This window comes from Massilia sp. PAMC28688 (assembly GCF_019443445.1).
GTDB lineage: Bacteria > Pseudomonadota > Gammaproteobacteria > Burkholderiales > Burkholderiaceae_D > Telluria_A.
In genome coordinates this window covers 3,255,985-3,282,619 of the sequence record NZ_CP080378.1, presented here as the reverse complement: position 1 = coordinate 3,282,619, position 26,635 = coordinate 3,255,985, and the positions used below count along the sequence as shown (strand labels likewise).

The following is a 26,635-nucleotide window of genomic DNA, read 5'->3' as shown; positions in this document are numbered from 1 at the left end:
TGCCCGTGACGTCAGATTAGCGCAGGTTCACCAGCGTCTGCAGGACCGAGTCCTGGGTCTTGATGGTCTGCGCATTGGCCTGGTAGACGCGCTGCGCCGTGATCATGTTGACCAGTTCCGCGGTCAGGTCGACGTTCGAGTTTTCCACCGCCGACGATTGCAGCACGCCCAGGCTGCCCGAGTTGGGGGTGCCGACCAGTGGCGAACCGGAGGTCGAGGTCTCGGCCCAGGCGTTGTTGCCGAGCGGTGACAGACCGTTGGGGTTGGCGAAGTTGGCCAGCACGATCTGGCCCAGCGCGTGCGACTGGCCATTGCTGTACTGGCCCAGGATGATGCCGTCGGCGCCGGCGGAAAAGCGCTGCAGGCTGCCGGCGGTGTAGCCGTCCTGGGTCGTCTTCTTTTCGCTCGTTGCCGCGCCATACTGGGTCGAGTTGGCGAAGTTCATGTTCAGCGTCAGCGTGTTGTTGGAACCGGTCGAAGGGAAGATCGGCAGCGAGATCGACAGCGGCAGGGTCTGTGGCGACATGAGCGAGGTCGACAGGGCGCCGGCGCTGTCAAAGCGCAGGTAGCCGGTGCGCACGGGCGGCACGCTGACCGCGTCGGCAATCAGGGCGTCGATTTCATCGGGCGAAATGCCGACCGTGGTGCCGGCACTGGTGGCGGCGGTCTGGATGGCCGTGATCGTGGCCGGCGAGGCACCGGCGGCCGTGGCGGCAGCGACCACGGCGTTGGACGCGGCCTGGGCGTAAGCGATGGCCTGGGTGGTGGTATTGCCCGGTGGCGTGGTCGAGGCGACCTGGTAGGCGGCGCGGGCGGCCACCGAGGCGGCATCGCCCTGGGCAGCGGCGGCAACCTGCTGATTGGTCACTTCCACCCCGTCCACGGCCGTGTACACATCCCAGGCGCCGCCATCGGTCTTGACGTAAAAGGTCGACATCACGTGCGGATTGCCCAGGCTGTCGTAGACGTCCACCGGGGTCTGCTTGTTGTAGCTGGTCGGGTCGGTCGCATTGAAGGGCGAGGTGACCGGCACCAGGCTGCCCGAATCAAGGTTGATTTCAGTGTCGACGCGGGTGGTGGCAACCGGCCGCAGGTCGGCCGTGTTGATCTGGATCGGCACGGGCGAGCCGGCCAGGATGGCGCCGGTCGGCCCCGCGCTAAAGCCGGTCAGCTTGGCGCCCTGGGCGTTGACCATAAAGCCTTCCTTGTCCAGCGAAAACTGGCCGTTGCGGGAATACTGGGTGGTGCCGTTGGCCGAGGTGCGGAAGAAGCCGCCGCCATTGATGGCGATATCGAGCGGATTGCTCGACGCTTCGATATTGCCCTGGGTGAACTGCTGGGCGATCTGCGAGACCTTGGTGCCGATACCGGCCTGGTTGCCGCCGGCGCCATTGAGCGAGTTGGCATACACGTCGGCGAACTGGGCTTGCGACCCCTTGAAGCCGACCGTGCTGGCGTTGGCGATGTTGTTGCCGATGACGTCGAGCGATTTTGCAGCGCCGTTCAAGCCGCTAAGACCTTGTTGGAAAGACATGGTGAATCTCCTGAATAAAAGTAAATGCGGGCTTACAGAATTTGTTTGATGTCAACCAGGGAAACAGTCCCCAGGTTGGGCAAATTCAGCTTGACGCCGTCCTTGGCATTGGTGGTGACGCTGCCGACGCTGTCAAAGGACAAGGTCTTGGCATCGGTAAGCGCCTGGCCGCCGCGCTCGGCGACCACTTTGATGAGGTAATTGCCGTTGCGCAGGGTGACCGGCTTGCCATCGGCACCCACCTGGCTCGGGTCGGGCACCCCATCCCAGGCAATCGGTACGGTGCCTGCCTGCTGCGGGCCCATGTTGATGGTCTGCACTTCCTTGCCGGTACGGGGATCGGTGACCACCACCTGCACGCTGTCGGCGCCGGTGGCCAGATCAATGCCCATGATGGCCTTGCCGTCGGTGAGCTGGACCCGGTCGCCCGGCACCAGCACGCCGTGGCCGATCAGGTTGGCCGCCTGCAGCGCTTCCGACGACTGGTAGCTGGACTTGAGCGATTCCAGCGTGGTGTTGAGCTTGTTCACACCGGTGACCGTGGAAAGCTGGGCCAGCTGGCTGGTGACCTGGGCATTGTCGAGCGGATTCAAGGGGTCCTGGTTCTTCATCTGCGTGACCAGCAGCGTCATGAACTTGTCCTGGTCGGCTTCGACACTGCCGGCGGCCGGGGCGTTTTTCTTGACGTTGACCGAGTTGAGCAGGTCTTGCGACACGAAGGCGGGGGCGTTCTGGATGGTACTCATGGCGTTCCTTATTGACCGATCTGCAGGGTCTTCATCAGCAGCGTCTTGGCTGCATTCATCGTCTCGACGTTGGTCTGGTACGAGCGCGAGGCCGACAGCATGTTGACCATTTCATCGACCACATTCACATTCGGCATGGCGACGTAACCCTTGTCGTCGGCCAACGGATGCTTGGGGTCATATACCTGCTTCAGGGGCGAGGCATCCTCGATCACCTGTTGCACCTTCACGCCGGTGCCGCCGCCCTGGCTCTGGACCGCCTCGAACACCACCTGCTTGGCGCGGTAAGCCTGGCCGCTGGCGGACGTGGCGCTGTCGGCATTGGCCAGGTTGCTGGCCACGGTATTGAGGCGCTGGGCCTGGGCACTCATGGCCGAGGCGGAAACGTTAAAGATATTAAAGAGCGACATGATTATTGTCCCTGGATGGCGGTGATCATGCCGCGGATCTGCGAATTGATGAACGTCACGGCAGCCTCATAACGCAGGGCATTGTCGGCAAACTGGTTACGCTCGACATCCATGTCCACCGTATTGTTGTCGGCGCTGCCCTGGGCTGCCATGCGGTACTGGATCGGCGTGCCGTTGGGCAGGAAGTCGGCGCTGGCGCCCGTGTTGCCAAGATGGCCAGCCTGGGTCCGGGCCATGACGGCCGGCGGCGCGCTGGCTTCACCGGCCTTCTGGGCCACGGCGTTTTTCAGGGCGCTGGCGAAATCAATGTCGCGCGCCTTGTAATTGGGCGTGTCGGCATTGGCAATGTTCGATGCGAGCAGCTGCTGGCGCTGGGCCCGCAGGCTCAGGGCTGTTTCATTAAAACGCATGTGTTCGTTGAGCTTGCCTAACATGTCGGCCTCCCGGATAAAGTCTTTCTCACAGGATTCATAATACGGTGCCTTGTGGCATCTTCATCCAGCGATAAGGATGCCTAAAAGGGGGCTATTCATGGGTTCGGTCGCCTCGCGCGAGGCCTATCATGGCTGCATTCTTCAAGGACACCTGCCATGAAACTTGCTCTCGCCCTCCTGTTATGCCTCACCACCCAGCCCGGTTTTGCCCGGCAGGCAGCGCCGGCCCAGGACTTGTCTGCCCTGCGCAGCATTGCCGAACAACACCTGCAAACCCAGAGTGCCGGGCTGCCCGGCGTGGTCACGGTCACGGTGGGGGCGGTGGACGGGCGCATGCGCCTTGCTGCCTGCCCGGCCCCGCAAGCGTTCCAGCAGCCGGGCGCGCGCGTGATGGGAAAAACGACAGTGGGCGTACGCTGTACGGCGCCGGTGGCGTGGACGGTGTATATTCAAGCCCAGGTGAGCGTGATGGCCAATTACGTGGCCGCCGCCATGCCGCTGGCCCAGGGCCAGCCCATCGAAGCGTCGCAGCTGGTCATGGCCAAGGGCGACCTGGGCGCCCTGCCCGCCGGCGTGGTCACCGACATGGCCCAGGCCATTGGCCGCACCAGCAGCATGTCGCTGGCGGCCGGCGCTCCGCTGCGTTCGGACATGTTAAAGAGCAAACCCGTGGTGCAGCAGGGACAATCGGTACGGGTGGTGTCGGGCGGCGCCGGCTTCAAGGTCACGGCCGAAGCGAAGGCCATCGGCACGGCCAGCGATGGCCAGGTGGTGCAAGTGCGCACACCGGGCGGGGCCATCATCAGCGGCGTGGCCCGGGCCGGCGGCCTGGTCGAAGTGGCTTTGTAGGCGGGACAGCCAGATTGGTGCAGAATGCTGCAGCTTGCGCTAAAGTTTACGGTGGCCACGCCGTTACTGGTAGCAGAACGAGGAGTTTCCCACTCCAGGCTGAGAGGATAATGCTGTGAAAATCAACGACCCCATCAAAGGTACTCCCACCCTGCCGCAGGCCAATACGCCTGCCGCGGGCGCCAAGAATACCGAAAAGGCAACGACCGCCACCCCGGCGGCGACCGACAGCGTGCGCCTGTCTTCCCAGGGCCAGGCCTTGGCCAGCAGCGCGGCCGGCACCAGCACGGGCGTGTTCGACACCAAGAAGGTTGAACGCATCAAGATGGCCATCGCCGATGGCCAGTTCCAGGTAAATTCAGAGAAGGTGGCGGACGGCTTGCTGGAAACGGTACGCGACCTGCTGCATTCCCGTAAGCGCTGACCCCGGCGATAGAAGGCTTGATCATGGCAACTAGTCCGCACACCACCCTGCATGACGAACTGGCGCTGATCGATGCGCTGATCGACCTGATGAAGCAGGAGCAGCAATGCCTGGTGGCGGCCGATACCGACACCCTGGCTAGCCTCACGCCCGTCAAGACCGCGCATATTTCCCAGCTGGCGCTACTGGCCGGACAGCGCCACGCGGCCCTGGCCGGCGCCGGCCTGCCCGGCTCGGAAGCTGGCATGGACAGCTGGCTGGCTGCCAAGAACGAGCCTGCGATGCAGGCCGTGTGGCAGGAGGCGCTGGCGCGCATGCGCGAAGCCAAGGAACTCAACCGTGTGAACGGCATGCTCATCAACAAGCAGATGACGCACAATCAAAATCTCATCACCGCCATGCGCACCCCTGCCGATGCAGCCGACATGGGCGTGTACGGCCCCAAGGGCCAGACAAGCTCGGCGAACAACAAGCGGCCACTGGTCGTCGGCTAACCCGGCGCTGGCCACGCCAGCGCTGTTTGACCCTTCCCCCCTTCCCCCCCTTTCTTCCCGGCTGCCAGCGGCAGGCGTGCGCTCGCCTGCGCTACCCCCCGGGCTCATGGCGCCGATATCGGCATTTGCCCCGTGCTATTTTTCCGGTTTTCAGGCATACTTATCAAAAAAATAATTGCCACCCGGTTGATGAAAACTTGCCGGGCCACTGATCGTTCGGGCGCAGGCGTGGTCAAAGCATGCACCGCTCATCACCCTGCGCCGAAGAATGACCTTGAAAATCCTCACTTTCACCACGCTGTACCCGAATTCCGAAACGCCGCAGCACGGCATCTTCACCAAAACGAGCCTGGGCAAACTGCTGGAAAGCAGTCCCGTCAGTGCACGCGTGGTCGCGCCGATTCCCTGGTTTCCATTCCAGGCCAGCCTGTTTGGCAAGTATGGCGCCATGGCCCGCTCGGTCCGCGAGCGCGAGGAAAACGGTGTCCAGATCAGCCATCCGCGCTACCCGGTACTGCCCAAGGTGGGCCAGCGCCTGGCACCGCAATTGCTGGCCATGGCCGCCATCCCGGCCGTGCGCAAGGTCATCGATTCGGGCTACGACTTCGATGTGATTGACGCCCATTATTTTTACCCGGACGGCGTGGCCGCCATCATGCTGGGGCGCCACTTCAAGAAGCCGGTCGTGATCAAGGCGCTGGGCTCGGACATCAATGTCTTTGGCCAGATGCCCTCGTCGCGGCGCGCCATCGCCTGGGCCGCGCGCCACGCCGGTGCCGTCACCACGGTGTCGGGTTCGCTCAAGCAGGCGCTGGTGGAATTGGGCGTCGATGAACACAAGATCACGGTGCTGCGCAATGGCGTGGATCTGTCACTGTTCCACCCGGGCGGGCGCGAACAGGCACGGGCGGCGCTGCAGCTGGCATCGTTCACGCTGCTGTCAGTTGGCAACCTGATCGAGGCCAAGGGGCACCACCTGGCCATCGAGGTACTGGCCGCCATGCCGGACGTTAAGCTCATCATTGCCGGGCATGGTCCGGAACGATCGCGCCTGGGCAAGCTGGCAGAAAAACTGGGCGTGCACGAGCGCGTCACCTTTGCCGGCTCCGTCCGGCAACCGCAGCTGGCAGAACTGTACAAGGCGGCCGACGCGCTGGTACTCGCTTCGCGCCGCGAAGGCTGGGCCAATGTGCTGCTCGAAGCCATGGCCTGCGGCACGCCGGTGGTGGCCAGCGCCATTCCCGGCACCGTCGAGGTGGTGCAGGAACCCTGCGCCGGCCTGCTGTTTCCTGAGCTGAGCGCTGCCAGCCTCGCCGCGGCACTGCGCCAGCTGCGCGCCGCCTATCCGGACCGCGCCGCCACGCGCCGCTATGCCGAGCAATTTTCCTGGGCCGCGCCGTCGGCTGCCCAGGCCGAGCTGTACCAGTCGGTGCTGGCCGCATCCCACGCCCGCGCCGTGCCGGGGGCGCAAGCCGGCGGCCGGCGCGCTGCCTGAGCCGCCAGAGAGCAGGAGACGCACGTGTTCACGCCCCAGGAAATTGAAGTCCTCAAGCTGCAGTTCGACACTCATGGGTTCGTGCATCTGCGCCAGATCATTCCCGACGCCCAGCTGCGCCGCCTGCACACCGCCTTTGGCCAGGCTGCCGTGCGCGCACGCGCGCCCACGGCAGCGCAGGCGAAAAAGGTTGGCATGGGCTACTTTGACATTCCCCAAGTGCTCGACCAGGACCCGGCGTTTGTCGACCTGGTCGACATGGACAGCATCTTCCCCCTGCTGGTGGCACTGGTGGGCGACGACATCCAGCTGACCCAGACGGCGGCGCGCCTGTTCTATCCGGGCGTGACGTTTACCGCGCCCTTTCACTCCGACCTGGCGCATGTCACCGGCTTTTCGCACGAGCACAGCCTGAACTTCCTGACCAAGGTCCACTACTACCTGGAAGACCTGGCGCCGGACCAGGGCTGCCTGGCCTTCATCCCCGGTAGCCACCGCCTGCCGGCAGGCTACCCGCGCCCGGCCAGCCTGCGCGACGAGCATTCGGCGGCCGTGGTCAAGATCGTGCCGCAGGCAGGCGACGCCATCATTTTCAATACCCACGTCATGCACATGGCGCTCGACAACAAGAGCGCCACCGTGCGCAAGTCCATCATTTATGCGTTTTCGCATTTCTGGATGAAGCAGTACAAGAGCGCGATTCCGGCCGACCTGGGGCGCTTTACCTGCCGCCAGCGCAAACAGCTCTTTGGCGTGGAAGAGGATGACACGCCCCACTTCAATCGCCGCCTCACCGATGCCACGCCCGGGCCGGCGCGCCAGGCCGTCGACAGCGTCAAGCGCGTGATACGCAAGCTGGTGCGCGCCTGAGCAAGGGCCCAGGGCCCGATCGGCGCACGGCCTAGCACGCAACGCGCCCGGGCGCCAGCCGCGCGTTGTAGAACGCCCATAAAACAGGCAATCTCAGCAAATAATCACAAATTCACACAAATCAACTTTACTTATCGGCATGAATGTCCGAGTATTACCCATGAGTTACCGGTATATACAAGTAATATTTATACACGGAAACTACATATAAAAAGTGGCGCACCCTGTTGCAGGATGCAGGGAGGACGCCGCAATTCATACTATCAATCTCTCGGAGAAAACAATGAACTGGAATCACGTAGCCAAGGCAAGCGTTGCACTCATGGCCGTCGCAGCATGCGCCGGCGTTCAGGCAGGATCGAAAGGCGTGACGGCATCGGTCGCCGCCGAAAAGAACATGCTGGGTAAGAACGACAACGTCACCATGCGCCTGACGATCACCAACACCTCGGGTCAGCCGCAGATGATCCTGAAATGGCACACTGCCTTTGGCGAAGTGGAAGAGTCGCTGTTTGAAGTAACCCGCGACGGCAAGAAAGTGGACTACCTTGGCGCCCACTACAAGCGTCCCGCGCCAAAAGCGTCGGACTACTACCTGCTCAAGCCAGGCGCCTCGCACACCGTCAAGGTCGAGCTGTCGGACATCTACGACATGAGCATCACGGGCCAGTACACGGTCCGTTATAGCGCCAAGTCGCTGAACCTGTTCGGCACCAATGAAAAGAGCGTTGGCGAACTGAAGTCCGACGTCGCCACCATCTTCATCGATGGCCGCCTGCCGCGCGGCAGCGAGTCGCAGCTGGCCAAGCGTCCCACCGACCCGGCCCCTTCCGGCCCGCTGACGTTCAGCAAGTGCACCACCACCCAGCAAAACACCATCACCAGTGCCATGGCCGCAGCGAGCACCATGGCCGACAATTCCAGCAGCTACATGGGCGGCACGCTGGGCGCGCGCTATACCAAGTGGTTCGGCGCGGCCGATTCCGGCCGCATCACCACGGTGCGCAACAACTTTGCCGCCATCAAGGATGCGTTTGACAACAAGTCGGTAACGGTGGACTGCGGCTGCAAGAAGACCTATTACGCCTACGTGTATCCGAACCAGCCGTACAAGATCTACGTGTGCAAGGCATTCTGGTCGGCACCCATGACCGGCACCGACTCCAAGGGCGGCACCCTGGTGCACGAAATGAGCCACTTCACCGCCGTTGCCGGCACCGATGACTGGGTCTACGGCCAGTCGGGTGCGGCCAGCCTGGCCATCAGCGATCCGAACAAGGCGGTCAACAATGCCGACTCGCACGAGTACTTTGCCGAAAACACCCCGGCACTGAACTAAGCAAATCTGCCCCCAAATGCCCGCCAATGACGGGCATCAAGACCAGACCGGCACCGCAAGGCGCCGGTTTTTTTTCGTCCAATGGGCCAGTGTTGTAAGCATACAAATGCCATACAGCATCATCGACCAACAAAAGTTTATTTGGCCAACCAACTGTGCAGAATTTAACAATCCATTGTCAGAGTGCTTACGCAATTTCAAGGAAAACAATCTTCTCGTCATAGGAGAAGCGTGAACGTTTCTTTCGAGAACCAACAAAAGACAAATCCGTGCAACATTCGTCGAAATGTCACATTTTCCGATGATTCAACGTTTACCGGGCTTGGCGGAATGTGTGACGATGACTTGTCGAGCTCGCTTGTTCAGGCATGTGGAGATGCTGATAGGGGCCCGGCGCACATAAAAACCACTAGATCATCTATCGGAGCAGAAATGAACCTTAAGAAATTCGTGAAGGCTGGCGTATCGATCGCAGCAATCGCTGCATGTTTTTCCGCGCAGGCCGGATCCAATGGCGTGACCGTCACCGTCGCCGCCGACAAGCAATCGCTGAAAAAAGATGATGACGTCGTCCTGAAAGTCACCATCACCAATACTTCGGCCCAGCCGCAGATGGTCCTGAAGTGGCATACGCCGTTTGCCGGCATCGAAGAGCATATCTTCGAAGTCAAGCGCGATGGCGTGGACGTGCCTTACCTGGGCGCCCACTACAAGCGTCCTGCCCCGACGGCCAAGGATTACTTCCTGCTCAAGCCGGGCGCTTCCCACACCGCCCGCGTGGAAATTTCGTCGCTGTACGACATGACCGTCACCGGCGACTATTCGATCAAGTACCATGCAGCGTCGGCCAACCTGTTTACCCGGTCCTATGACGCCAAGGGCGTGGTTGCCACCAGCGCCGAAGTCGGTGAGATCGAATCGGCACCGGTATCGCTGTGGATTGACGGCCTGCACGCACGCGGCACCAAGATCGGCACTCCGTTCGAGATGGCCAAGCACCAGCAAAACCCAAGCCCGATGGGCCTGTCGTTCTCGAACTGCACCTCGTCCCAGGCCAGCACCGTGTCGTCGGCCATCAGCGCGGCCAAGACCATGGCCAATAACAGCGTCAACTACCTCAACGCCGGCACCGTGGGTAACCGCTACAAGAAATGGTTCGGCAGCTACACCTCGTCGCGCTACAGCACGGCACGCTCGCACTTTGCCAACATCAAGGCCGCGCTCGACACCAAGCCGGTGGTGGTGGACTGCAGCTGCAAGCAATCCTACTTTGCCTACGTGTATCCAACCCAGCCGTACAAGATCTACGTGTGCAACGCCTTCTGGTCGGCACCGATGACGGGCACCGACTCCAAGGGCGGAACCATGGTCCATGAGCTGTCGCACTTCAACATCGTTGCCGCTACCGACGATCATGCCTACGGCCAGTCGGCCGCTGCCAGCCTGGCCACGAGCAACCCGACCCGCGCGCTCGACAATGCGGACAACCACGAATACTTCGCGGAAAACACGCCTTTCCTGAACTAATCGTTTTTTCTTTCCCGGCTTGGGGATTTCGGGCGGTGCCTCGTGCAAACGGGGTGCCGCCTTTTTTCATCGGTGCGCCAGGCATGCAAGGCTACAATGGAGGCCTGAGCCATCGGGACGCTGCATGAGCAACTGGGATTTTTATCAAAGTACGGTCGGCGGCAAGAGCGCCTCGGTCTACCTGGACCTGGCCCTGAAGGCCGGCGCCCCGGACATCAAGCGCCCCGTGATCGTGGTGCTGTGGCTGTACCTGCGCCAGCCCGACCCCACCCACGGCATGTCGACCGATGCCGAATTCGAGGTGCTGGCCGAGATCGAGGACCGCCTCACCATCACCTTCAAGGAGCAGTACGGCGCCGTGTATGCAGGCCGCGTCACCACCGAAGGGCGGCGCGAATTCTATTTCTACACGGTCGCGTCCAGCCAGCTCGAAGCGGTGGTCAGGGCGGCCATGTCGCCCTTTCCCGGCTATGTGGTCGATGCCTGGGCCCAGCCCGACGCCCAGTGGACGCAGTATCTGGAGGTGCTTTATCCGCGCGGGCGCGCGCTGCGCTTCATGGCCGACAAGGAGCAGGTGGAAGCGCTGGGCAGGCGCGGCGACCTGCCGGCCATTGCGCGCCCGGTGACCCATGTGTCGCGCTTTGCCGATGCCACCGGCCGCGCCGCGTTCATGCAGGCGGTCGAGGATGCGGGATTTGCGGTGGCGAGCCTGGACGACGGCAGCGCGCAGGACAGCCATCCGTTCGCGCTGCACTACCAGCGCGCGCAGACCCCCACGCTCACCATCATGAGCGAAATCACCGCCCTGCTCACGCGCTTGTCGGAGCAGCACGGCGGCACCTACGGGGGCTGGCAGTGCGACCCGGCAGGGCCGCACGCGCGGCCATGGTGGCGCTTCTGGCGCTAGCTGAACGCCAATCGCCGATCAGCGCAGCGTGGGGCCAGCACGCTGGGCGCTCACTGTGACGATTCGCTCAATCCAATTCCTTGACCACAACCATGGACAGGATTGCGGCAATCAGCATCGAGACGCCAGCAAGAATCAGCATCATGATCGCCTGGCCATCGAAAACGTAGGTCAGAAAAAATCCCAGCGTCAAGCCGGACACCAACTGCGGGAAGACAATCGACATGTTGAACATGCCCATGAACATGCCCATCTTATGTGCCGGGATGGCGCAGGCAAGAACGGCATAAGGCATCGACAACGTGCTTGCCCAGGCCAGGCCAATGCCGATAAAGGGCAGCACCAGCATGGCGGGCGAGGTCGCAAAATACATGGCGATAAAACTCATGCCGCCCACCGCCAGTGCCAGGGCATGGGCTGCCTTGCGGCTGGTCTTGCGTGCGATCACCGGCAGCAGGAAGGCAAAGGCAATCGAGGCCGCGTTGTAGACGGCGCTGCACACGCCCCACCAGTCTGCGCCTTCATTAAACAGGGCGGAAGTGGTATCGGTGGTGCCGTAGATGTGCTGGGTGATGGCCGCGGTAGCATAGGTCCACATGGAAAACCAGGTGAACCACGTAAAGAACTGCACCAGAGACAGTTGCTGCATGATCTTGGGCATATGGCGGTAGTTGCTAAAGAACCCGGCCACGCCGCCGCCGCTTTTTTCGACGGATTCCGCCTCCGGGTGATACAGGCGCACTTGCTCGGGCGAATACTCCTTGGTGCGGAACACGGTCCACGCAACCGCACCAAAAAACGCGCCAGCACCGAGGTAAAAGGCAAGCGTCACCGACGGTGAGACCTCGCCTGCCGGGCCAGTGTTCGCCACCCCAAACACATGGGTCAGGATAAAAGGCAGGGCCGAGGCAATCACTGCGCCAATGCCGATAAAGAAGGTTTGAAACGCGAAGCCTTTCGTGACCTGTTCCTTTGGCAAGAGATCGCCCACGAAGGCGCGAAATGGTTCGATCGCGACGTTGATCGCCACGTCAAGAATCAGCAGCATGATAGCCGCCATCCACAACGTGGACGCATTGGGCATGCCGCACAGGGCCAGGGCAGAGAACACCGCGCCAAGAATGAAGTAAGGACGACGGCGGCCCCAACGGCCCCAGGTCCGGTCGCTCATGTAACCAATGATGGGCTGGACCAGCAGTCCGGCCAAAGGCGCGGCGATCATCAGGTAACCAATCTTGTCCGGCTCCGCGCCCATGGTCTGGAGGATCCGAGGGACGTTCGCTTGCTGCAATGCAAAGCCAAACTGAATGCCAAGGAAGCCGAAACTCATGTTCCAGATTTGCCAGAACGACAGGGCAGGCTTTTTTATTGAGGTGCTGGCTTGCGGAATTTCGGCTTTCAGTGCGGTCTGCATGTCTCTTCCAGGTGGTGTGTAATTCTTGGTTTGTAGCAAAGATACACCAACCTAGTGTGCATAACAAGCCGAATGACCGCAAAATATCGCTAAAAACCGACGTTCGTAGTAGAACTACACCGCAAGGCAAGTGCATTCTGTCGTGTTCACCATGCAGCCAGCGTGGCGCGCAGTGGCACCGCTGACCTGTAAGGGCCAACTCAGGCCCGGTGTCAACGGTCAGGGAAAGTGAGAGTCGGTGGGGTCGGCTCTGCCTGGCATGTCCCCAGGCGCGGCGCGCTTGTTGAGGCAGCGCGACTTGAAGAGTGCTGAAGCGCTAACAGCCCCACCCTGTGCAGCAACCCGGCATCTTTGCAATGCGAGGCTATGAGGAGGCTTAGGGCTTGTTGAAAGTAAAGGTGACCGGTGCCACCGCCACCGGGCTGGTGACATCGAGCTGCGCCACATCACCCAGGTAAGCACCTGCGTATTTCAGTTCGTACGTGGTGCCCGGTTTGAAGTCGTAGCTGCGCGTGATGTCAATGCTGTTGGCCAGCGATTGGCCAGGTGGTACGGCAACGAAGTCATCGCGCGTAAACGGGCCGCGCTTGACCATGGGACCAATGTAATCGACCTCGGCGCCGGTGGCCTTGTTGGTCACTTCAAACTCACGCCGGAAGATTTCATCGTCCACGAACACGGCCTTCGGCACGAAGACGGGACTGGCCGTGCCGTTTTCCACTTTCAGGTTCACCACCACCTTGCCGCCGCTGGCATCGACCTGCAGCTGCTGGCGCACACTCGCGTTGTCGGTCATTGCGCTACCCTTGTTATCTGTGGTGACCGCGGTGATGCCGGCGGTGACCGGGGTCTGGTTGTCAAGGCTGGTCGTCGATTCAGTCCTGCTGTTGCAGGCGGCTGCCGCCAGCAACAGCACAGCCGAGAGGGTCATTGCAGATTTCTTCATGCTCGTCTCCTTGTCCGGATATCGGCATCAGCGGGCCGATATTTCGGTAGTGGTATCGGGCAGGGCCGACAGGATCATGACCGTCACGCGGCGATTGCGTGCACGGCCTTCCTGGGTGTCGTTGCTTGCGGCCGGCACGTTGGCCGCATGCCCCACCGCCGTCAGGCGCGACGCATCCACGCCGCTTTCATTGAACAAGCGTATCACGCTGCTGGCGCGAACGGCGGACAATTCCCAGTTTGACTGGAAAATGCCGCTTGAAATGGGCGTGGTGTCGGTGTGGCCTTCGACCTGGATGGCGTGCGGATCGTCGCGCAGCAGCACGGCCAGTGCGCGCAGGGCGCGGTCCGACTCGCGCGCCAGGGTGGCATCGCCCGGATCGAACAGGACACTGGCATTGATCTCCACCGACACCCCGCGGCTGCTCTGGGTCACGCGCACCTTGCCCTCCTTGACCAGGGGCGCGAGCGTGTCGGCCAGCTTGACGGCCAGCTTGCGCATCACTTCGCGCTCGCGCCGCAGTGCTTCGGCGCGGCGCCGCTGCACCAGGGTCGAGAGCGACACGGTGGGAGCCGGCGCCACCGCCGCCGTGGTGGGGGCCACGTTGACCGCGCCGCGTCCCGACAGGGCCTTGCCAAGCGACTCCGCAAACACCTTGTATTTCGCTTCGTTGACCGAGGAAATGGCGTACATCACGACAAAGAAGGCAAACAGCAGCGTGATGAAGTCGGCGTAGGAAATGAGCCAGCGCTCGTGGTTCTCGTGCTCTTCCTCGTACTTTTTGCGCGCCATGGTGTGCGCGCCTTCAGTCGGCGCGGGCCAGCAGGCAGACCACGCGCTCTTCGATCACGCGCGAATGGTCGCCGCCGGCGATGTCGTGGAAAACGTCGGTCAGCACTTCGTACTGGGCCACGTTGTCGGCGATGATGGTCTTGAGCTTGTTCGCCATCGGAAAAAACAGCAGATTGGCCAGGCCCACGCCATACACGGTCGCCACAAAGGCCACCGCAATGCCGCTGCCCAGCTTGGACGGGTCGCCCAGGTTTTCCATCACGTGGATCAGGCCGAGCACCGCGCCCAGGATGCCGATGGTGGGCGCATAGCCGGCGCCCGCTTCCCACACCCTGGCGCCCTGGCGCTCGCGAAATTCGTAGGCCGACAGGTCAGTTTCGAGCAGGCTGCGTACCTTGTCCGGCGCAATGCCGTCAATGACCAGGCGCAGGCCCTTCTGGATAAAGGCGTCCTTCGAGGCGAGCATGAATTGTTCGAGCGAGAGCAGGCCGTCGCGGCGCGCGTGCAGGCTCCATTTGGCGATGTCACCGGCGAGCTTGGTGCGCTGCGAAGGGGGCGGTTGGAACACCCAGCGCGCCATGCGCATGGCGCGCATGAAGGTCGGCATCTCGGTTTGCAGCAGTACCGCGCCCACCGTGCCGACAAAGACAATCGCAAACGCGGCCGGCTGCACCAGGGAACCGAGGCTCCCGCCTTCAAGCACCTGCCCCACCATCAGGGCGCCGATGCCGAAAATGATGCCGGTTACGCTGGCCCGGTCCACGCCTGCTCCCGTAAGGTGGCCCGCAAGCGTGCCACCGCCTGGGTGTGCAGCTGCGACACGCGCGATTCCGACACACCCATGACGGCGCCGATTTCCTTGAGATTGAGTTCTTCCTCGTAGTACAGGCCCATGAGGATTTTTTCCCGCGGCGGCAGCGCCTCGATGGCGTCCACCACGGCTTGGCGGAAGTCGCCATCCATCAGGCTGCGCAGCGGATCGGCATCGTCAACCGCGTAGCGGTCGAGGAAGCTGTCATTGCCTTCTTCACCGTGAAAGTCTTCGTAGTACACCAGCTGGTGGCCGCCGCCGTCGGACAGCATGTCCTGGTAATCCGACAGCGACAGCTTGAGCGACTTGGCCACTTCCGATTCGCTCGGCGCGTGGCCCAGCTTTTGCTGCAGGGCGCTCATGGCCGCCTCGATCTTGCGCATGTTCTGGCGCATCGAACGGGGCAGCCAGTCGGACGAACGCAGTTCGTCGAGCATGGCGCCGCGGATGCGCAGCACGGCGTAGGTTTCAAACTGGGCGCCATGGTTTTCCTCATAGCGGCTGATGGCGTCGAGCAGGCCGATCATGCCGGCCTGTACCAGGTCGTCCACCTCCACCGATGGCGGCAGCTTGGCCTTCATGTGGTGGGCGAGGCGCTTCACCAACGGCATGTGTTCCGTCAGCAGGTCATTCTTGTCTGTCTTCTTGCCTTTGACCGTGTACATGTTCACCGTAAGTGTTAGGTGCCGAAATGCGTGCTGCCCCCGGCGCGGCCGCGCTGCATGGCAAAACGCCCTGCCAGCTGGCGGAACGCAACCGACGCCCCAGCCAGCGGGAAGGCATCGACCACCGCCCGCCCAAGGCGCGCGGCGCGATGCAGGTATTCGTCGGCTGGCACCGAGCCCATCGACGTCAGATGGACAGCCAGGTAACGACTTGCCGCAGCACACATATTATCGTATACCACTTTCGCCTCTGCTTCGGTAGCGCCCGTGACTAAAATACCAAAAGGACGGCGCCCGAGCTGCTGGGACAGGCGCTTGATGAGGGCGTAGGCATTGGTGATCGACGTGGCCGAGGTCGAGACCTGGACCACGATTTCGGAGTTGCCCATGATGGGGATCGGGAAGCTGTCGCTGGCGTCGAATTCGCCGTCCACAATCACGATGCCGCTCTGCTTGACCAGCACGTCGAAAGTCTTGGCCAGGCGGCGCGTGTCGTCCAGGCTGGCGTGGGCGTTGCGGGTGCGCTTCATGGACACCACGTTAAAGCCCTGCGGCACCTGGCTGATAACCTGGTTCAGGCCACATTCCTGGCGCGCCACGTTGAGCAGGCTGGCACCGCGGTCCACGCCCAGGCGCTGGGCCACGCCGTAATCCTGTTCGCAGGCGTCGACAATGACGACATCGTTGCCGGCGCGCGCCAACGAGGCACCCAGGTTGACCAGCATGGCGCCCTTGTCGTCGTCAGGCGTGGCGGAAAGAAAGGTGATGATGCGCGGCTTGGGGCCGGCCAGCATCCGGCGCAGGCCTTCGGCCTGGTCAAAATCGAAATTAGCCAAGGTACACCTCGCGCAGGGTACGGTCGTTGCTGGCGGTGGCGGCACCGGACATCACCAGTGGCAGGTCGCTGTCGGCGAACTGGCTGGCGGCATCCTTTTTCAGGCGGAAGGCGCGGTCGATCAGCATGGCGCGGTCCGGCAGGTGCAGGTCTTCCGGCACGCGCTGGCCGTTGGAGATGTAGTGCAGGTTGAGCTTCTGGCGGATCACGACGTCGAGCACATTGCCCATCGATGCCGCTTCATCGAGCTTGGTCATGATGCAGCCGGCCAGGCCGCTGCCCTGGTAGGCGCGCACCACTTCATTGAGCGTTTCGTTGGTCGACGTGGAATTGAGGCACAGCAGGCGCTTGACGTCGGCACCGGACTCGGACAGCATCGCCACCTGCTCGGCCACGTTGTGGTCGCGCTGCGACACGCCGACCGTGTCGATCAGCACCGTGTGCTTGTTGCGCAATTCCTTCAGGGCGATGCGCAGGTCCGATTCATCCTTGACCGAGTGCACCATCACGCCCAGGATCTTGCCGTAGATGCGCAGCTGCTCGTGGCCGCCAATACGATAGGCGTCGGTGGTGATCAGGGCCAGCTTTTCCGGGCCATGGCGCATCACGCAGCGCGCGGCCAGCTTGGCCGTGCTGGTGGTCTTGCCCACGCCGGTGGGGCCAACCAGGGCGAACACGCCACCGTTTTCCAGGATGGCGTCTTCATTGCTGATGGTTTGCAGGTTGCGCGACAGGACCGTCTTGATCCAGGCCATGCTTTGCGCCTCGTCCTTGCCGGACGGGAGCTTTTCAATCAGGTAGCGCGACAGGCTGGCCGAAAAGCCGGCCGCCAGCATTTCGCGCAGCACGGCATTCTTTTGCGGTTCGCGCTGCTGCGTGGTGCCCCAGGAGATTTCGGCCAGTTGGGTTTCCATGAGGCCGCGCATGGCGCGGATTTCATGCATCATGCCGCTCATTTCGGCGGCGGCCGCTTCTTGTGCCTGCGCCTGGGCCTGCACCAGGGCCTGCTGCATCATGGACGACATTTGCGAGGCCATCAGCGACATGTCGAAGGCAGGCTCCGGTGCTGCCGGGGCGCTGTGGACGGCCGGGGCGCGGCGGTTGGCGTAGTTTTCAGGCGGCAGCGACAGGCTCGGCTTGGGCTGGGCCATTTCCGTCTCATGGGCCGGGGCGGCCATGGAAGCGACATCATCATTGGCCAGGGCCAGGATTTCCACCACGCCGTCGACCGGGCGGTTGGACAGAATCACGGCATCGGGCCCGAGCGCATCGCGCACCTTGCGCAGCGCTTCTCTGGACGTTGGTGCAGTAAATTTTTTGACATTCATCGCCGACTCCTGGGTTCCTGCTGGTGTGCGCTCACATGAGGCATTGACCGGTTTACAGGATCAATTATTGACGATGCAGTGGGGAAACGATCTGGCGAGGAGGCGGGGAAAAGGCCTTCATTTCACATTCGCTTACACATGGGGCGGATGAGCCTTCCCTGACATAGTCATTTCCCGATAGCAAAAAAACAATATCGGGCGCCGCGCTTTCCAAAAAGCGGCCATGATTAGCACATGGATAAGCTCAACTACGTGTATATACTCGACAGTGCGCCCCACCTGTTCATCGGGGTGACCGACGACGTCGAAAAACGGGTGGCGCAGTCACAGCGCCGCAAACTGGTCTATTGCGAACCGCATGCCGACATGGTCACCGCCATCGAGCGCGAAAAGCAGCTCAAGAGATGGAACCGGGCCTGGAAAGCCAAGCTGGTGAGCAATACCAATCCCGAGTGGCGCGACCTGTATAACGATTTCGTGGCGCCGCCGGGATAGGAAAAGGGTGAAGGCCGCCTGCGCTTTTCTTACATGCCGGCGCCCACCAGGCTGGTGACGCGGATCGTCTTGGTCTCAGGGATCTCGTTATGTGAGAGGACCTTGAGGTTGGGCAGCGCGCGCCGCAAGAAGCGCGACAGCATGATGCGCAGGGCACCGGGCACCAGCAGCACGGGCGTCAAGCCCATCTGCTCCTGCTGGTTGGCCGCGTGCGCCGCCTGCTGGGCAATGGTGTCGGCCAGGCCCGGCTCGATGCCGGCGCCATCACCGCCATTGCCGAGGGCCTGCATCAACAGGCGCTCAAGACGATTGTCGAGCGTCATCACCGACAGCTCATTGGTGCCCGGGAACAGTTGCTGCACGATGGCCCGTCCCAGCGCCACCCGCACCACGGAGGTCAGGTCATTCGGATCCTGGGTCTGGGGCGCAAATTCAGCCAGGCATTCGATCACGCTGCGCATGTCGCGGATGTGCACGCCTTCGATGAGCAGGTTTTGCAGCACTTTCTGCAGCGTCGACAGCGACACCAGCTTGGGCACCAGGTCTTCCACCAGTTTCGGCGTTTCCTTGGCGATATGGTCGAGCAAGGCTTGCACTTCTGCCCGGCCCAGCAGCTCCGAGGCGTGGGTCGTGATCAGGTGATTCAGGTGGGTGGCCACGACCGTGCCGGCATCGACCACGGTATAGCCCATGTTCTGCGCCTCGTCCTTCAGGCCGCTGTCGATCCACACGGCCGGCAAGCCAAAGGCGGGATCGGTGGTCTCCAGGCCCGGCAGCGAGCCGCTCGCCATGCCGGGATTGATCGCCAGGTACTGGCCCGACAGTGCCTCGCCGGAACCGACTTCCACGCCCTTGAGGGTGATGCGGTACGCCGATGGCTTCAATTCCAGGTTGTCGCGGATGTGGACCGGCGGCGCCAGGAAGCCGACTTCCTGGGCAAACTTCTTGCGGATGCCCTTGATGCGCTTGAGGAGCTCGCCGCCCTGGGTCTTGTCGACCAAGGGAATCAAGCGGTAACCCACTTCCAGACCCAGCGTGTCCACCGGCATGATGTCCTGCCAGCTTGCTTCTTCGCTTTCGGGCGTGGCCGCGGGAGGCGGCGCTTCCTCCGCCACCGGCTTGGGTTCTTTGGCTTTCTTTGCCAGCAAGTAGCCGCCACCGATCAGGATGCCTGCCAGCAGCAGGAACACCAGGTTCGGCATGCCGGGAATCAGGCCGAGACCGCCAATGATGGCGCCAGTAATATACAGCACGGCAGGCTTGGCAAACAGCTGGCCGACCAGCTGGCCGCTGATGTCCTGGTCGCTCGAGACGCGCGACACGACAATACCGGCGGCCACCGAGATGATCAGGGAAGGAATCTGGGCCACCAGGCCGTCACCGATGGCCAGCAGGGTGTAGACCTCGAGCGCCTGGCCGAATGGCAGGTCATGCTGGAGGATACCGACCAGAAGGCCGCCAATGACGTTGATAACGGTAACCATGATGCCGGCCACGGCATCGCCGCGCACATATTTGGAAGCACCGTCCATGGCGCCGTAGAATTCCGCTTCCTGGCCAACTTCCAGGCGGCGCTTGCGGGCCTCATCTTCGCCAATCAGGCCGGCGTTGAGGTCGGCGTCGATCGCCATCTGCTTGCCGGGCATGGCGTCCAGGGCAAAGCGCGCGCCCACTTCAGCGATACGGCCGGCACCCTTGGTGACAACGGTAAAGTTAATGATGGTCAGGATGATGAACACGATCAGGCCGACAGCGTAGTTGCCGCCGATCAGGAAGTGGCCGAAGGCTTCGATGACCTTGCCTGCGGCAGCGCCGCCGGTGTGACCTTCGGTCAGCACGATACGGGTGGAAGCGACGTTGAGCGCCAGGCGCAGCATGGTCGACACCAGCAGGATGATCGGGAAAGCCATGAAGTCGAGCGGCTTGACCGTGTACAGGGCCGTCAGCAGCACGATCACCGACAGGGCGATGTTAAAGCTGAAGAAGACGTCCAGCAGGAAGGCCGGCAGCGGCAGGATCATCATGGCCAGCAGCATGACGATCAGGATTGGCGCGGCGGCGGCGCCGGCGCCGCCTTTCATTCCCGACATCCACGCTGGCATATTCATCCTGTTCATTCTGCTGCTCCCTCGTTGTCAGGTTTTCTGGTCTTCTTGCCGGGTTTTTGATAGGCCGGGTCCTGCGGGTCCAGCTCGGCCGGTACGGCCAGCCTGCCGGGGCGGTCAGGATACTTGCCGTCACCCTTGCCGTAGGCGCGCAGCTGGAACACATAGGCCAGCACCTCGGCCACCGCCGAGTACAGCGCTTCGGGAATCTCGTCGCCAATTTCCGTGTGCTGGTGCAGGGCACGCGCCAGGGGTGGCGCTTCCAGCAGCGGCACCTTGTGTTCGGCGGCCAGTTCGCGAATCCTGGCGGCCATCGCATCCGAGCCCTTGGCCACCACGCGCGGCGCCCCGCCCTGCCCGTCTGCGTACTTCAACGCCACCGCATAGTGGGTCGGGTTGGTCACCACCACGTCGGCGGTCGGCACATCGGCCATCATGCGGCGCTGGGCCATCTGGCGCTGCAGCTGGCGGATCTTGCCCTTGACCTGGGGATTGCCTTCCGCCTCTTTTGCTTCCTGGGTCACTTCCTGGCGCGTCATTTTCAGCTTGTTGGCGTAGTGCCAGAGCTGGTACGGGGCATCGATGGCGGCGATCAAGCCCAGGCCGCCGACAATGAACAGAAAGGCCGAACCAATCATGTCCATCGTGTGTCCAATCCCGGTATGCATTGGCTGGAGGGCCAGCGACATCACATCGTCCTGCTGGCTCATGATCACCAGGTAGGCAATGGTGCCCACCACAATGGTCTTGGCAATGGCTTTCAACAATTCCACCAGCGCGTTGGGAGAGACCAGATTGGCCAGTCCCTTGATGGGGTTGAGCTTGGAGAACTTCGGCATGAATGCCTTGGCGGTAAACAGAAAGCCGCCAATGGCGAGTGGCGCGGCAATGGCCACGAACATGATGGCGGCGGCCAGAGGCAGGCAGGCGAGCATGACCTGGGCAATGTCGCTGGCCACGCGCATGATGAGCACGTTGGCATCGGTTGCCTGTTCACGGGTGAGCGACAGGCCCGAGACCATGCTGGCATTGAGCTGGCGTACCAGGCCCGAGCCGGTGAACCACAGGCCGGCACCGCCAGCCATGAGCACGACGAAAGTGGCCAGCTCGCGGGAGCGCGGCACGTCGCCTTCCTTGCGCGCGTCGTCAAGACGCTTCCAAGTGGCCGCTTCTGTTTTTTCTGCGTCGCTGTCAGCCATCGTGCGTCGGCTCCTTATTAACAGCGACCATTATTGTCTAACTGCAGCAGTAACGATCGTGCGAATAAGGGCAGGAAGTGGGGCTAATCCTGGGAGCGCAGACACACATTGTTATCAGAAAACCACTTTTGAGACACAAACAAGCCGATTCGATACCGAAGTTTGCCCTGACAGTTGAAAAGATTGTTATGATCCCGGAACCACTCACGATATGCGACATCACATTATTGTAAGCAAACATTGCGTTGCTATAATAAAATACGGATGGTGTTATATTTGATGACTGTTTTTAACCCCTAAGGAATTCATATGAAGAAAATTATCTCCGTATTCGCCGCCATGGCGTTCGTATCGGGCCAGGTGTTTGCCCAGACCGTACCAGCAACCCCAGCTGATCCAGCAACCCCAGCAACGGCTGAAACCGCTGCTACGCCAGCAACCCCAGCTGAGCCAGCAATGGGCGCAGGTACCGGCACCGGCCTGTCGGTCGCTGCCATGGTTTCCGTTGGTGTTGCTCTGGCTGCTATCGCTGCCGTTGCTTCGGATGATAGCGAGACCGCTACGGTTCACCACGGCGCCGCAACCCACCATTAATTCGACCGGTCACTTCAGCGCCCTGTTTGAAAGCCGCCAACCCTGTAAGGGTCTGGCGGCTTTTTTATGCCTGAGGTTGCGCCCTTACCAGCGGCACCGCAGACCCCAGCGCTGTGCCTCCGGGGTTTTCCCACATCAATAACTGCCTTGCCAGGCCACGGCAATCGACTTAGGGCCGGGCACCACCGACAGCTGCGAATTAACCATGTTGCGCTGGCCTTCCCACAGCAGCGTGCCTACCGCATAGCCAATCAGGCCGCCCGCCACAGTGTCCGACACAAAATGCTTGCGGTTCGCGACCCGGCCGGCTGCGCTGATGGCGGCAACCCCATACAGCCAGGGAGCGTCATATTCCTGGGCGAATGGAGTCACCGCCGCAAAGGCAACGGCACTATGCCCCGAAGGGAAGGAAGAGTCACTGCGCCTGCGGTCGGTACTGGCCCACGTCCCCAAGTTCTCTTCAGGTCGTGCACGCCCGGTTGAATATTTGCCGATAGCTGTGGCACCAATTGCCCCGGCGACCGACTGTAGCGCAATGATGCCGGTGTTCTGCATACGGGCGTCACCCAATGCCGCCGCGATGCCGGAGGTCGCCACCAGCGCGACCGGCATGTTCTTGCCAAAATTGCCCAAGGAATTGGTCAGGCGCCGGTCTTCGTGCTTGCGCACGAATCTGTCAACAGGTTTGTCCAAAGCGGCACTGGTGAGCACTGCGGCGCTGGCGAGGGCCCCGCCATAGGCCCAGGTCGGCAGCGATGGCGAGGCAGCCGCCGAGCCTTCCAGGCGGGCGCGGAAGTTGGGCCAGGGATTAACCAGTGGGCGCACCGGATTGCTTATTACCGGGAGGCTCGCTTCGTCCGGCCGCTCGGCGAAATCACCCAGGCCGTCGTAGTGGTGCAGGTCACGCCGCGGCTGCTCCACCAGGCTGTATAGATCGCCCGGCGAAGCGACCATCTGACCGACATCCCGCGTCCAAGGAGACAGAGCAAAACCCGCACCGGCCTGGCTGTCGCTAGGCAGCATGGTGCGCAGCGGGATCGACAGGAACACGCCCTTGTCGTTGTAAGGGCTCAATGGTGTGCCTGGGCTGGTGATATCGTTGCCATTGGTCTTGGTGTACCAAGCACCGACCTCGATGCCGGAACGGAAGCGCCGCTTCATTTCAATACGCACGCCGGTATCCTTTGCAAGAAAACGCCCGGCGCGCGCGGTGACGGTGATATCGTAGGGCAGCTTGTAATGCAGGGCCCCGATAGCCGTCACGGTGCGGTAATCGCGCTTGTCGAGCCAGCCCTTTACACCGCGCTGTTGGAGCGCATCCACGCTAAGGTCGGTGGCCCAGCGTGAATTGTTGGGCACATACAGAATCTGCCCCCCGACGCCGCGGTACATTTCCTCATAAAATCCAGCCGACAGGCGCGCGTATATGCGCTCGGCAGGATTGAAATACTGGTTGAGCATTAACCGGTTGAGCTTAAAACGCCCGCCGCGCTTGTATTCCGCCACATCGGTGCGCACGTGCGGTAGTTCGCTGTTCGACGGCTGGGTTACCCCGGAAATATTCTCCAGCACGCTAAGGCGAACCGCGCCGTTCAGATACAGGCCGCTGCCCAGGCGTCGGTCGTAGCTGCCCACTGCCGCCAGGTCATAGCGCAGTGCCCCGCTGGGGTCATTGAAAAAGAAATTGACCTTGGGTGCAATGCGCAGGCGGTTCGATTCACGGTCCTCTGAGCTGACCTGAATCAGGTTGCCGTCGCGTCCGACATGCAAACCGACCCCGGTGCCTTCGTCCACCCCCGCCCCAAGGGTTGCCTTGTCGACGTCCAGGGAATCGTGCGGCCCGGAGTAGCGCACCACCACGGTTTTCAAAAACTCGTCGCGCTTGCCCGCCCCGGTCAGGTAGTGCGTCAGCGCAGCCAAGTCATGCAGCTCGTAAGTCGCCACGGGCTGCTCGAGGCGTGTATAGGTGAGGTAGATCGCCCGCGTTTCTGCCGGCGCGAAGGCCAGCGCCGTACGGCTGGCCCGTCCCACCGCCCTGCCCATTTCAGAAATGCGCGCATTGGTCAGAGACAGGCGCAGAACACCACTATCGTAGGCCACTCGGATATTCTTAAAGTTTTGGCGCGACAATGCTGCTATCAGGGGGGCGGCACTGGCAGGGTCGTTGCGCAAGCTTGCCACCGTGAGCCGTGACGGGGGCGTCTTGGGATTGTGGGGCCGCGGTTCGTAGATCTTGGGAATGAATTCGCGCGCGGCCATTGGCACACTGGCATAGACATTGGCGCTAAAGTGATCGCGGTGGCGCGCCACTTGGGCGCCGAGCCAGCCCCAGCGATACTCAAGCCCGAGCACCGCACCCTTGCGCCGCGCCCCTGCATCAGTGAGCGCCGCGTTAAAATCATTGGCATATTTGTTGGCATCGTACTCAGCCACCACGGACCAGGCCGGAGTAGCTGTGGACCGCCATCGCACACCGGCAAAAGCGCCATCCAGCCGACCTCTGCCGAGTCCGGCACTAACTTCGACATTCCTGGCCGATCCCAGGGTCTTCGTGGCAACTAGATAGTGTCCTTTGAACAGCCCGGTTCCCTCGATGTCGCTGGCCCCGAGTGCCACCGCGGGCACCCAACGCCCTTCGGCCAGAAGCCTGGCCTTGAAATCGATCACCTTGTCCTTGTAGCGCCCATACTCATAACCAAATTCGCCAGGCACATTAGTAAAACCGGGTATTCCACTGACGGAAACAAAGCGGCCTGTGACCTGAATGAAAGGCAGGATCGTCGCGGTCGCCCACAGCGTGCCGTAAGGCTGGTCATAGCTGTAACCAAGGCTGAAAGTGCCATCGGCTTGGACGGCAGCGCTGGGCATGTTGATATAGCCGGACTGGCCAGTCGTGGCGGGCGTGGCGGCCTGCGCCCAAGTCGCGCTGAGCAACACGCATCCGCACCACGAATAAGTAATGGTATTTTTCAGTACAGAAAGCAAGGGGAATACCTGTAGATGTCCTAATGCGCCGGCCGCTGGCCAGGCAACAGGTGATTGAACGGAAAACCGGGGCTGCTACATAGCCCGGAGCGATTGCCGAAACTATACCCGATTCGGGCCACAACACTGCTCTTCGATGGCAGCAATCATGTGCGGCACTGCAGGCTTACAGGGAGGACTCACCCTTGCCCTCGATCAGGCCGGCTGGGCTGGGGTGGCCCTGTCCTGCGCGGCTGCCGAGCCAGGTATTTAGGATCAACCAAGTAGGCACATTGAAGCGCACGATCTGGGCGTATAGCCAGACGTAGGTCATGACGAACATGGAACAGAACGCGCCTAGCGCCAGCGTGTTCGACCAGCACAAAGTGGCCGGAACCACGGCCATCAGTGAAAGCAGCCACAGGTAAGGTGACGTCAGAGAATTGCGGCGCGTGACGGCGCGCGCATCACGCACACCGATGGTGTAGCGGACCACGCGCTTGAAGATGAGCATATGCAGGTGGACCCCGTCAGGCAGGCCGGGCGACACGCCGCGGATATATTTGCGGCGATAGATGGAAAAGACCGTCTCGACCACGGGATAGATCAGGAGCAGGATTGCATACCACGCCGATACCGCGGGGTTGCGCGCCACCAACAAAACCGCCAGTTCGGCCAGCATGAAGCCAATAAAGTAGGCCCCGCCATCGCCCATGAAGATGAGGCCGTGGGGATAATTCCAGAGAAAGAAACCGGCAATGGCGCCGACCATCAACAGCGCGGTGCTCATCACAAACATGTCGTCAACCTGAAAGGCGACATAGGCCAGCGAGGCGAACATAAACATGGTGACAGCACCGGCTAGGCCGTTGAAGCCGTCGATGATGTTGACCGCATTGGCCACGCCGGCAATTGCAAAAATGGTCAATGGCAGCGAAATCCAGACGACCGCCAGTCCAGCATCGACCATGGGAATGTCAAAGCGCACGACGGCCGCGTCGAGCAGGAAAAATGCGGCAGTCGCTGAAATCATCGTGAAGAACAGGCGCCGGCGCGGGCTCACGTTTTTCGTGTAGTCCTCTACAATGCCGCAGCCAAACGCAGGAAGGGCTGACAAGAGCAGTGTCACTGCCCATAAACCGCTTTCCGGCGCGCGCAGGTACAGAACGCAGGTGCCTGCCAGGGCAGCCAGGAAAATACCGAGACCACCGACACGCGCCACGGGAAAAGCGTGAATTTTCTGCACGCCCTCCATATCGAAATCTAGCATCTTCCGATTCTTATGAGAAAATCGGACAATGTAGAGCGTAACGATAAGAGCAACAAAGAAACTAACAATAATAGACAACATTAGGCTCACCCAAGGATTCCTATAAAAGCGCCGCAGCGCGGGGGATGCTGAAAGCACTCCCACACACCGGTATCACGCACCGGCGCGGCGGCTCGAGCGCTGTCCAA

The 26,635-nt window shown here is 61.8% G+C and carries 25 protein-coding genes; 10 read left to right on the top strand and 15 right to left on the bottom strand.

Annotated elements, in window-relative coordinates; translation table 11 throughout:
• Positions 1–16: 16 nt before the first annotated feature.
• The 4 genes from KY495_RS14650 to flgB are packed head-to-tail and all read right to left on the bottom strand — an operon-like array spanning position 17 to position 3,124.
• Positions 17–1,534, bottom strand: a complete 1,518-nt coding sequence (locus KY495_RS14650; RefSeq protein ID WP_219880137.1) for a flagellar hook protein FlgE — start codon at positions 1,532–1,534, stop codon at positions 17–19.
• A gap of 32 nt (positions 1,535–1,566) precedes the next feature.
• The gene (locus KY495_RS14645) at positions 1,567–2,280 is read right to left on the bottom strand and encodes a flagellar hook assembly protein FlgD (protein ID WP_219880136.1); all 714 of its coding nucleotides are present in this window, start codon (positions 2,278–2,280) and stop codon (positions 1,567–1,569) included.
• An 8-nt stretch (positions 2,281–2,288) separates the two neighbouring features.
• The gene (gene flgC / locus KY495_RS14640; protein WP_219880135.1) at positions 2,289–2,690 is read right to left on the bottom strand and encodes a flagellar basal body rod protein FlgC; all 402 of its coding nucleotides are present in this window, start codon (positions 2,688–2,690) and stop codon (positions 2,289–2,291) included.
• A 2-nt stretch (positions 2,691–2,692) separates the two neighbouring features.
• The gene (gene flgB / locus KY495_RS14635; protein ID WP_219880134.1) at positions 2,693–3,124 is read right to left on the bottom strand and encodes a flagellar basal body rod protein FlgB; all 432 of its coding nucleotides are present in this window, start codon (positions 3,122–3,124) and stop codon (positions 2,693–2,695) included.
• A gap of 156 nt (positions 3,125–3,280) precedes the next feature.
• Here flgB and flgA point away from each other — a divergent pair, with 156 nt between their 5' ends.
• The 8 genes from flgA (at position 3,281) to KY495_RS14595 (ending at position 11,029) form a co-directional block, all read left to right on the top strand.
• Positions 3,281–3,973, top strand: coding sequence for a flagellar basal body P-ring formation chaperone FlgA (gene flgA, locus KY495_RS14630; protein WP_219880133.1), 693 nt, complete (start codon positions 3,281–3,283; stop codon positions 3,971–3,973).
• Between the two features lie 115 nt (positions 3,974–4,088).
• Positions 4,089–4,397, top strand: coding sequence for a flagellar biosynthesis anti-sigma factor FlgM (gene flgM, locus KY495_RS14625; RefSeq protein ID WP_219880132.1), 309 nt, complete (start codon positions 4,089–4,091; stop codon positions 4,395–4,397).
• 23 nt (positions 4,398–4,420) lie between these two features.
• Positions 4,421–4,891, top strand: a complete 471-nt coding sequence (locus KY495_RS14620) for a flagella synthesis protein FlgN (protein ID WP_219880131.1) — start codon at positions 4,421–4,423, stop codon at positions 4,889–4,891.
• Positions 4,892–5,165: 274 nt separating this feature from the next.
• Entirely contained in the window at positions 5,166–6,386 is a 1,221-nt protein-coding gene (locus KY495_RS14615) for a glycosyltransferase family 4 protein (RefSeq protein ID WP_219880130.1), read from the top strand.
• Positions 6,387–6,410: 24 nt separating this feature from the next.
• Positions 6,411–7,256, top strand: coding sequence for a phytanoyl-CoA dioxygenase family protein (locus tag KY495_RS14610; RefSeq protein ID WP_219880129.1), 846 nt, complete (start codon positions 6,411–6,413; stop codon positions 7,254–7,256).
• Positions 7,257–7,539: 283 nt separating this feature from the next.
• A complete protein-coding gene (locus KY495_RS14605; RefSeq protein WP_219880128.1) occupies positions 7,540–8,595 on the top strand; it encodes a M35 family metallo-endopeptidase in 1,056 nt (351 codons plus the stop codon).
• A 432-nt stretch (positions 8,596–9,027) separates the two neighbouring features.
• Positions 9,028–10,122 (top strand): M35 family metallo-endopeptidase, encoded by a 1,095-nt coding sequence (locus tag KY495_RS14600; RefSeq protein ID WP_219880127.1) that lies wholly within the window; start codon positions 9,028–9,030, stop codon positions 10,120–10,122.
• A 124-nt stretch (positions 10,123–10,246) separates the two neighbouring features.
• Positions 10,247–11,029: a DUF695 domain-containing protein gene (locus tag KY495_RS14595; RefSeq protein ID WP_219880126.1), complete on the top strand. Its 783-nt coding sequence runs from the start codon at positions 10,247–10,249 to the stop codon at positions 11,027–11,029.
• A 67-nt stretch (positions 11,030–11,096) separates the two neighbouring features.
• Here KY495_RS14595 and KY495_RS14590 read toward each other — a convergent pair whose 3' ends face one another.
• The 7 genes from KY495_RS14590 to flhF form a co-directional block, all read right to left on the bottom strand.
• Complete coding sequence (locus KY495_RS14590; protein ID WP_229518309.1) at positions 11,097–12,482, bottom strand: MFS transporter; 1,386 nt, start codon at positions 12,480–12,482, stop codon at positions 11,097–11,099.
• A 337-nt stretch (positions 12,483–12,819) separates the two neighbouring features.
• Positions 12,820–13,389, bottom strand: coding sequence for a hypothetical protein (locus KY495_RS14585; protein WP_219880125.1), 570 nt, complete (start codon positions 13,387–13,389; stop codon positions 12,820–12,822).
• A gap of 27 nt (positions 13,390–13,416) precedes the next feature.
• Complete coding sequence (gene motD / locus KY495_RS14580; RefSeq protein ID WP_219880124.1) at positions 13,417–14,181, bottom strand: flagellar motor protein MotD; 765 nt, start codon at positions 14,179–14,181, stop codon at positions 13,417–13,419.
• 13 nt (positions 14,182–14,194) lie between these two features.
• Positions 14,195–14,944, bottom strand: a complete 750-nt coding sequence (locus KY495_RS14575; RefSeq protein WP_219880123.1) for a flagellar motor protein — start codon at positions 14,942–14,944, stop codon at positions 14,195–14,197.
• Complete coding sequence (locus KY495_RS14570) at positions 14,926–15,657, bottom strand: RNA polymerase sigma factor FliA (RefSeq protein WP_219880122.1); 732 nt, start codon at positions 15,655–15,657, stop codon at positions 14,926–14,928. Before KY495_RS14570 ends, KY495_RS14575 begins: the two co-directional genes overlap by 19 nt.
• A gap of 14 nt (positions 15,658–15,671) precedes the next feature.
• On the bottom strand, positions 15,672–16,493 hold the full coding sequence (locus KY495_RS14565; protein WP_219880121.1) for an antiactivator of flagellar biosynthesis FleN protein: 822 nt from the start codon (positions 16,491–16,493) through the stop codon (positions 15,672–15,674).
• Positions 16,486–17,820, bottom strand: coding sequence for a flagellar biosynthesis protein FlhF (gene flhF, locus KY495_RS14560; RefSeq protein WP_219880120.1), 1,335 nt, complete (start codon positions 17,818–17,820; stop codon positions 16,486–16,488). The genes KY495_RS14565 and flhF overlap by 8 nt, the downstream gene beginning before the upstream one ends.
• Positions 17,821–18,054: 234 nt before the next feature.
• Here flhF and KY495_RS14555 point away from each other — a divergent pair, with 234 nt between their 5' ends.
• On the top strand, positions 18,055–18,315 hold the full coding sequence (locus KY495_RS14555) for a GIY-YIG nuclease family protein (RefSeq protein ID WP_219880119.1): 261 nt from the start codon (positions 18,055–18,057) through the stop codon (positions 18,313–18,315).
• A 29-nt stretch (positions 18,316–18,344) separates the two neighbouring features.
• On the opposite strand, the gene flhA is transcribed toward KY495_RS14555, so the two are convergent.
• Together flhA and flhB are read right to left on the bottom strand one after the other, a co-directional pair.
• A complete protein-coding gene (gene flhA / locus KY495_RS14550; RefSeq protein ID WP_219880118.1) occupies positions 18,345–20,432 on the bottom strand; it encodes a flagellar biosynthesis protein FlhA in 2,088 nt (695 codons plus the stop codon).
• Entirely contained in the window at positions 20,429–21,619 is a 1,191-nt protein-coding gene (gene flhB / locus KY495_RS14545) for a flagellar biosynthesis protein FlhB (RefSeq protein ID WP_219880117.1), read from the bottom strand. Before flhB ends, flhA begins: the two co-directional genes overlap by 4 nt.
• Before the next feature lie 309 nt (positions 21,620–21,928).
• Between flhB and KY495_RS14540 the strand changes: the two genes are divergently transcribed.
• The gene (locus KY495_RS14540; RefSeq protein ID WP_219884410.1) at positions 21,929–22,213 is read left to right on the top strand and encodes a hypothetical protein; all 285 of its coding nucleotides are present in this window, start codon (positions 21,929–21,931) and stop codon (positions 22,211–22,213) included.
• 135 nt (positions 22,214–22,348) lie between these two features.
• On the opposite strand, the gene KY495_RS14535 is transcribed toward KY495_RS14540, so the two are convergent.
• Together KY495_RS14535 and KY495_RS14530 are read right to left on the bottom strand one after the other, a co-directional pair.
• Positions 22,349–25,198, bottom strand: coding sequence for a YjbH domain-containing protein (locus tag KY495_RS14535; RefSeq protein ID WP_229518308.1), 2,850 nt, complete (start codon positions 25,196–25,198; stop codon positions 22,349–22,351).
• A gap of 166 nt (positions 25,199–25,364) precedes the next feature.
• Complete coding sequence (locus tag KY495_RS14530) at positions 25,365–26,528, bottom strand: glycosyltransferase (RefSeq protein WP_219880116.1); 1,164 nt, start codon at positions 26,526–26,528, stop codon at positions 25,365–25,367.
• Between the last annotated feature and the right edge of the window lie 107 nt (positions 26,529–26,635).

Bases quoted from the DNA above. Each gene is read 5' to 3' on its own strand.
- KY495_RS14555 (WP_219880119.1), top strand. From the start codon at position 18,055: ATGGATAAGCTCAACTACGTGTATATACTCGACAGTGCGCCCCACCTG.
- flhF (WP_219880120.1), bottom strand. From the start codon at position 17,820: ATGAATGTCAAAAAATTTACTGCACCAACGTCCAGAGAAGCGCTGCGC.
- flhB (WP_219880117.1), bottom strand. From the start codon at position 21,619: ATGGCTGACAGCGACGCAGAAAAAACAGAAGCGGCCACTTGGAAGCGT.
- KY495_RS14570 (WP_219880122.1), bottom strand. From the start codon at position 15,657: ATGTACACGGTCAAAGGCAAGAAGACAGACAAGAATGACCTGCTGACG.
- KY495_RS14605 (WP_219880128.1), top strand. From the start codon at position 7,540: ATGAACTGGAATCACGTAGCCAAGGCAAGCGTTGCACTCATGGCCGTC.
- KY495_RS14620 (WP_219880131.1), top strand. From the start codon at position 4,421: ATGGCAACTAGTCCGCACACCACCCTGCATGACGAACTGGCGCTGATC.
- KY495_RS14645 (WP_219880136.1), bottom strand. From the start codon at position 2,280: ATGAGTACCATCCAGAACGCCCCCGCCTTCGTGTCGCAAGACCTGCTC.
- flgC (WP_219880135.1), bottom strand. From the start codon at position 2,690: ATGTCGCTCTTTAATATCTTTAACGTTTCCGCCTCGGCCATGAGTGCC.
- flgA (WP_219880133.1), top strand. From the start codon at position 3,281: ATGAAACTTGCTCTCGCCCTCCTGTTATGCCTCACCACCCAGCCCGGT.
- motD (WP_219880124.1), bottom strand. From the start codon at position 14,181: ATGGCGCGCAAAAAGTACGAGGAAGAGCACGAGAACCACGAGCGCTGG.
- flhA (WP_219880118.1), bottom strand. From the start codon at position 20,432: ATGAACAGGATGAATATGCCAGCGTGGATGTCGGGAATGAAAGGCGGC.
- KY495_RS14600 (WP_219880127.1), top strand. From the start codon at position 9,028: ATGAACCTTAAGAAATTCGTGAAGGCTGGCGTATCGATCGCAGCAATC.
- KY495_RS14530 (WP_219880116.1), bottom strand. From the start codon at position 26,528: ATGTTGTCTATTATTGTTAGTTTCTTTGTTGCTCTTATCGTTACGCTC.
- KY495_RS14595 (WP_219880126.1), top strand. From the start codon at position 10,247: ATGAGCAACTGGGATTTTTATCAAAGTACGGTCGGCGGCAAGAGCGCC.
- flgB (WP_219880134.1), bottom strand. From the start codon at position 3,124: ATGTTAGGCAAGCTCAACGAACACATGCGTTTTAATGAAACAGCCCTG.
- KY495_RS14540 (WP_219884410.1), top strand. From the start codon at position 21,929: ATGAAGAAAATTATCTCCGTATTCGCCGCCATGGCGTTCGTATCGGGC.
- KY495_RS14650 (WP_219880137.1), bottom strand. From the start codon at position 1,534: ATGTCTTTCCAACAAGGTCTTAGCGGCTTGAACGGCGCTGCAAAATCG.
- KY495_RS14585 (WP_219880125.1), bottom strand. From the start codon at position 13,389: ATGAAGAAATCTGCAATGACCCTCTCGGCTGTGCTGTTGCTGGCGGCA.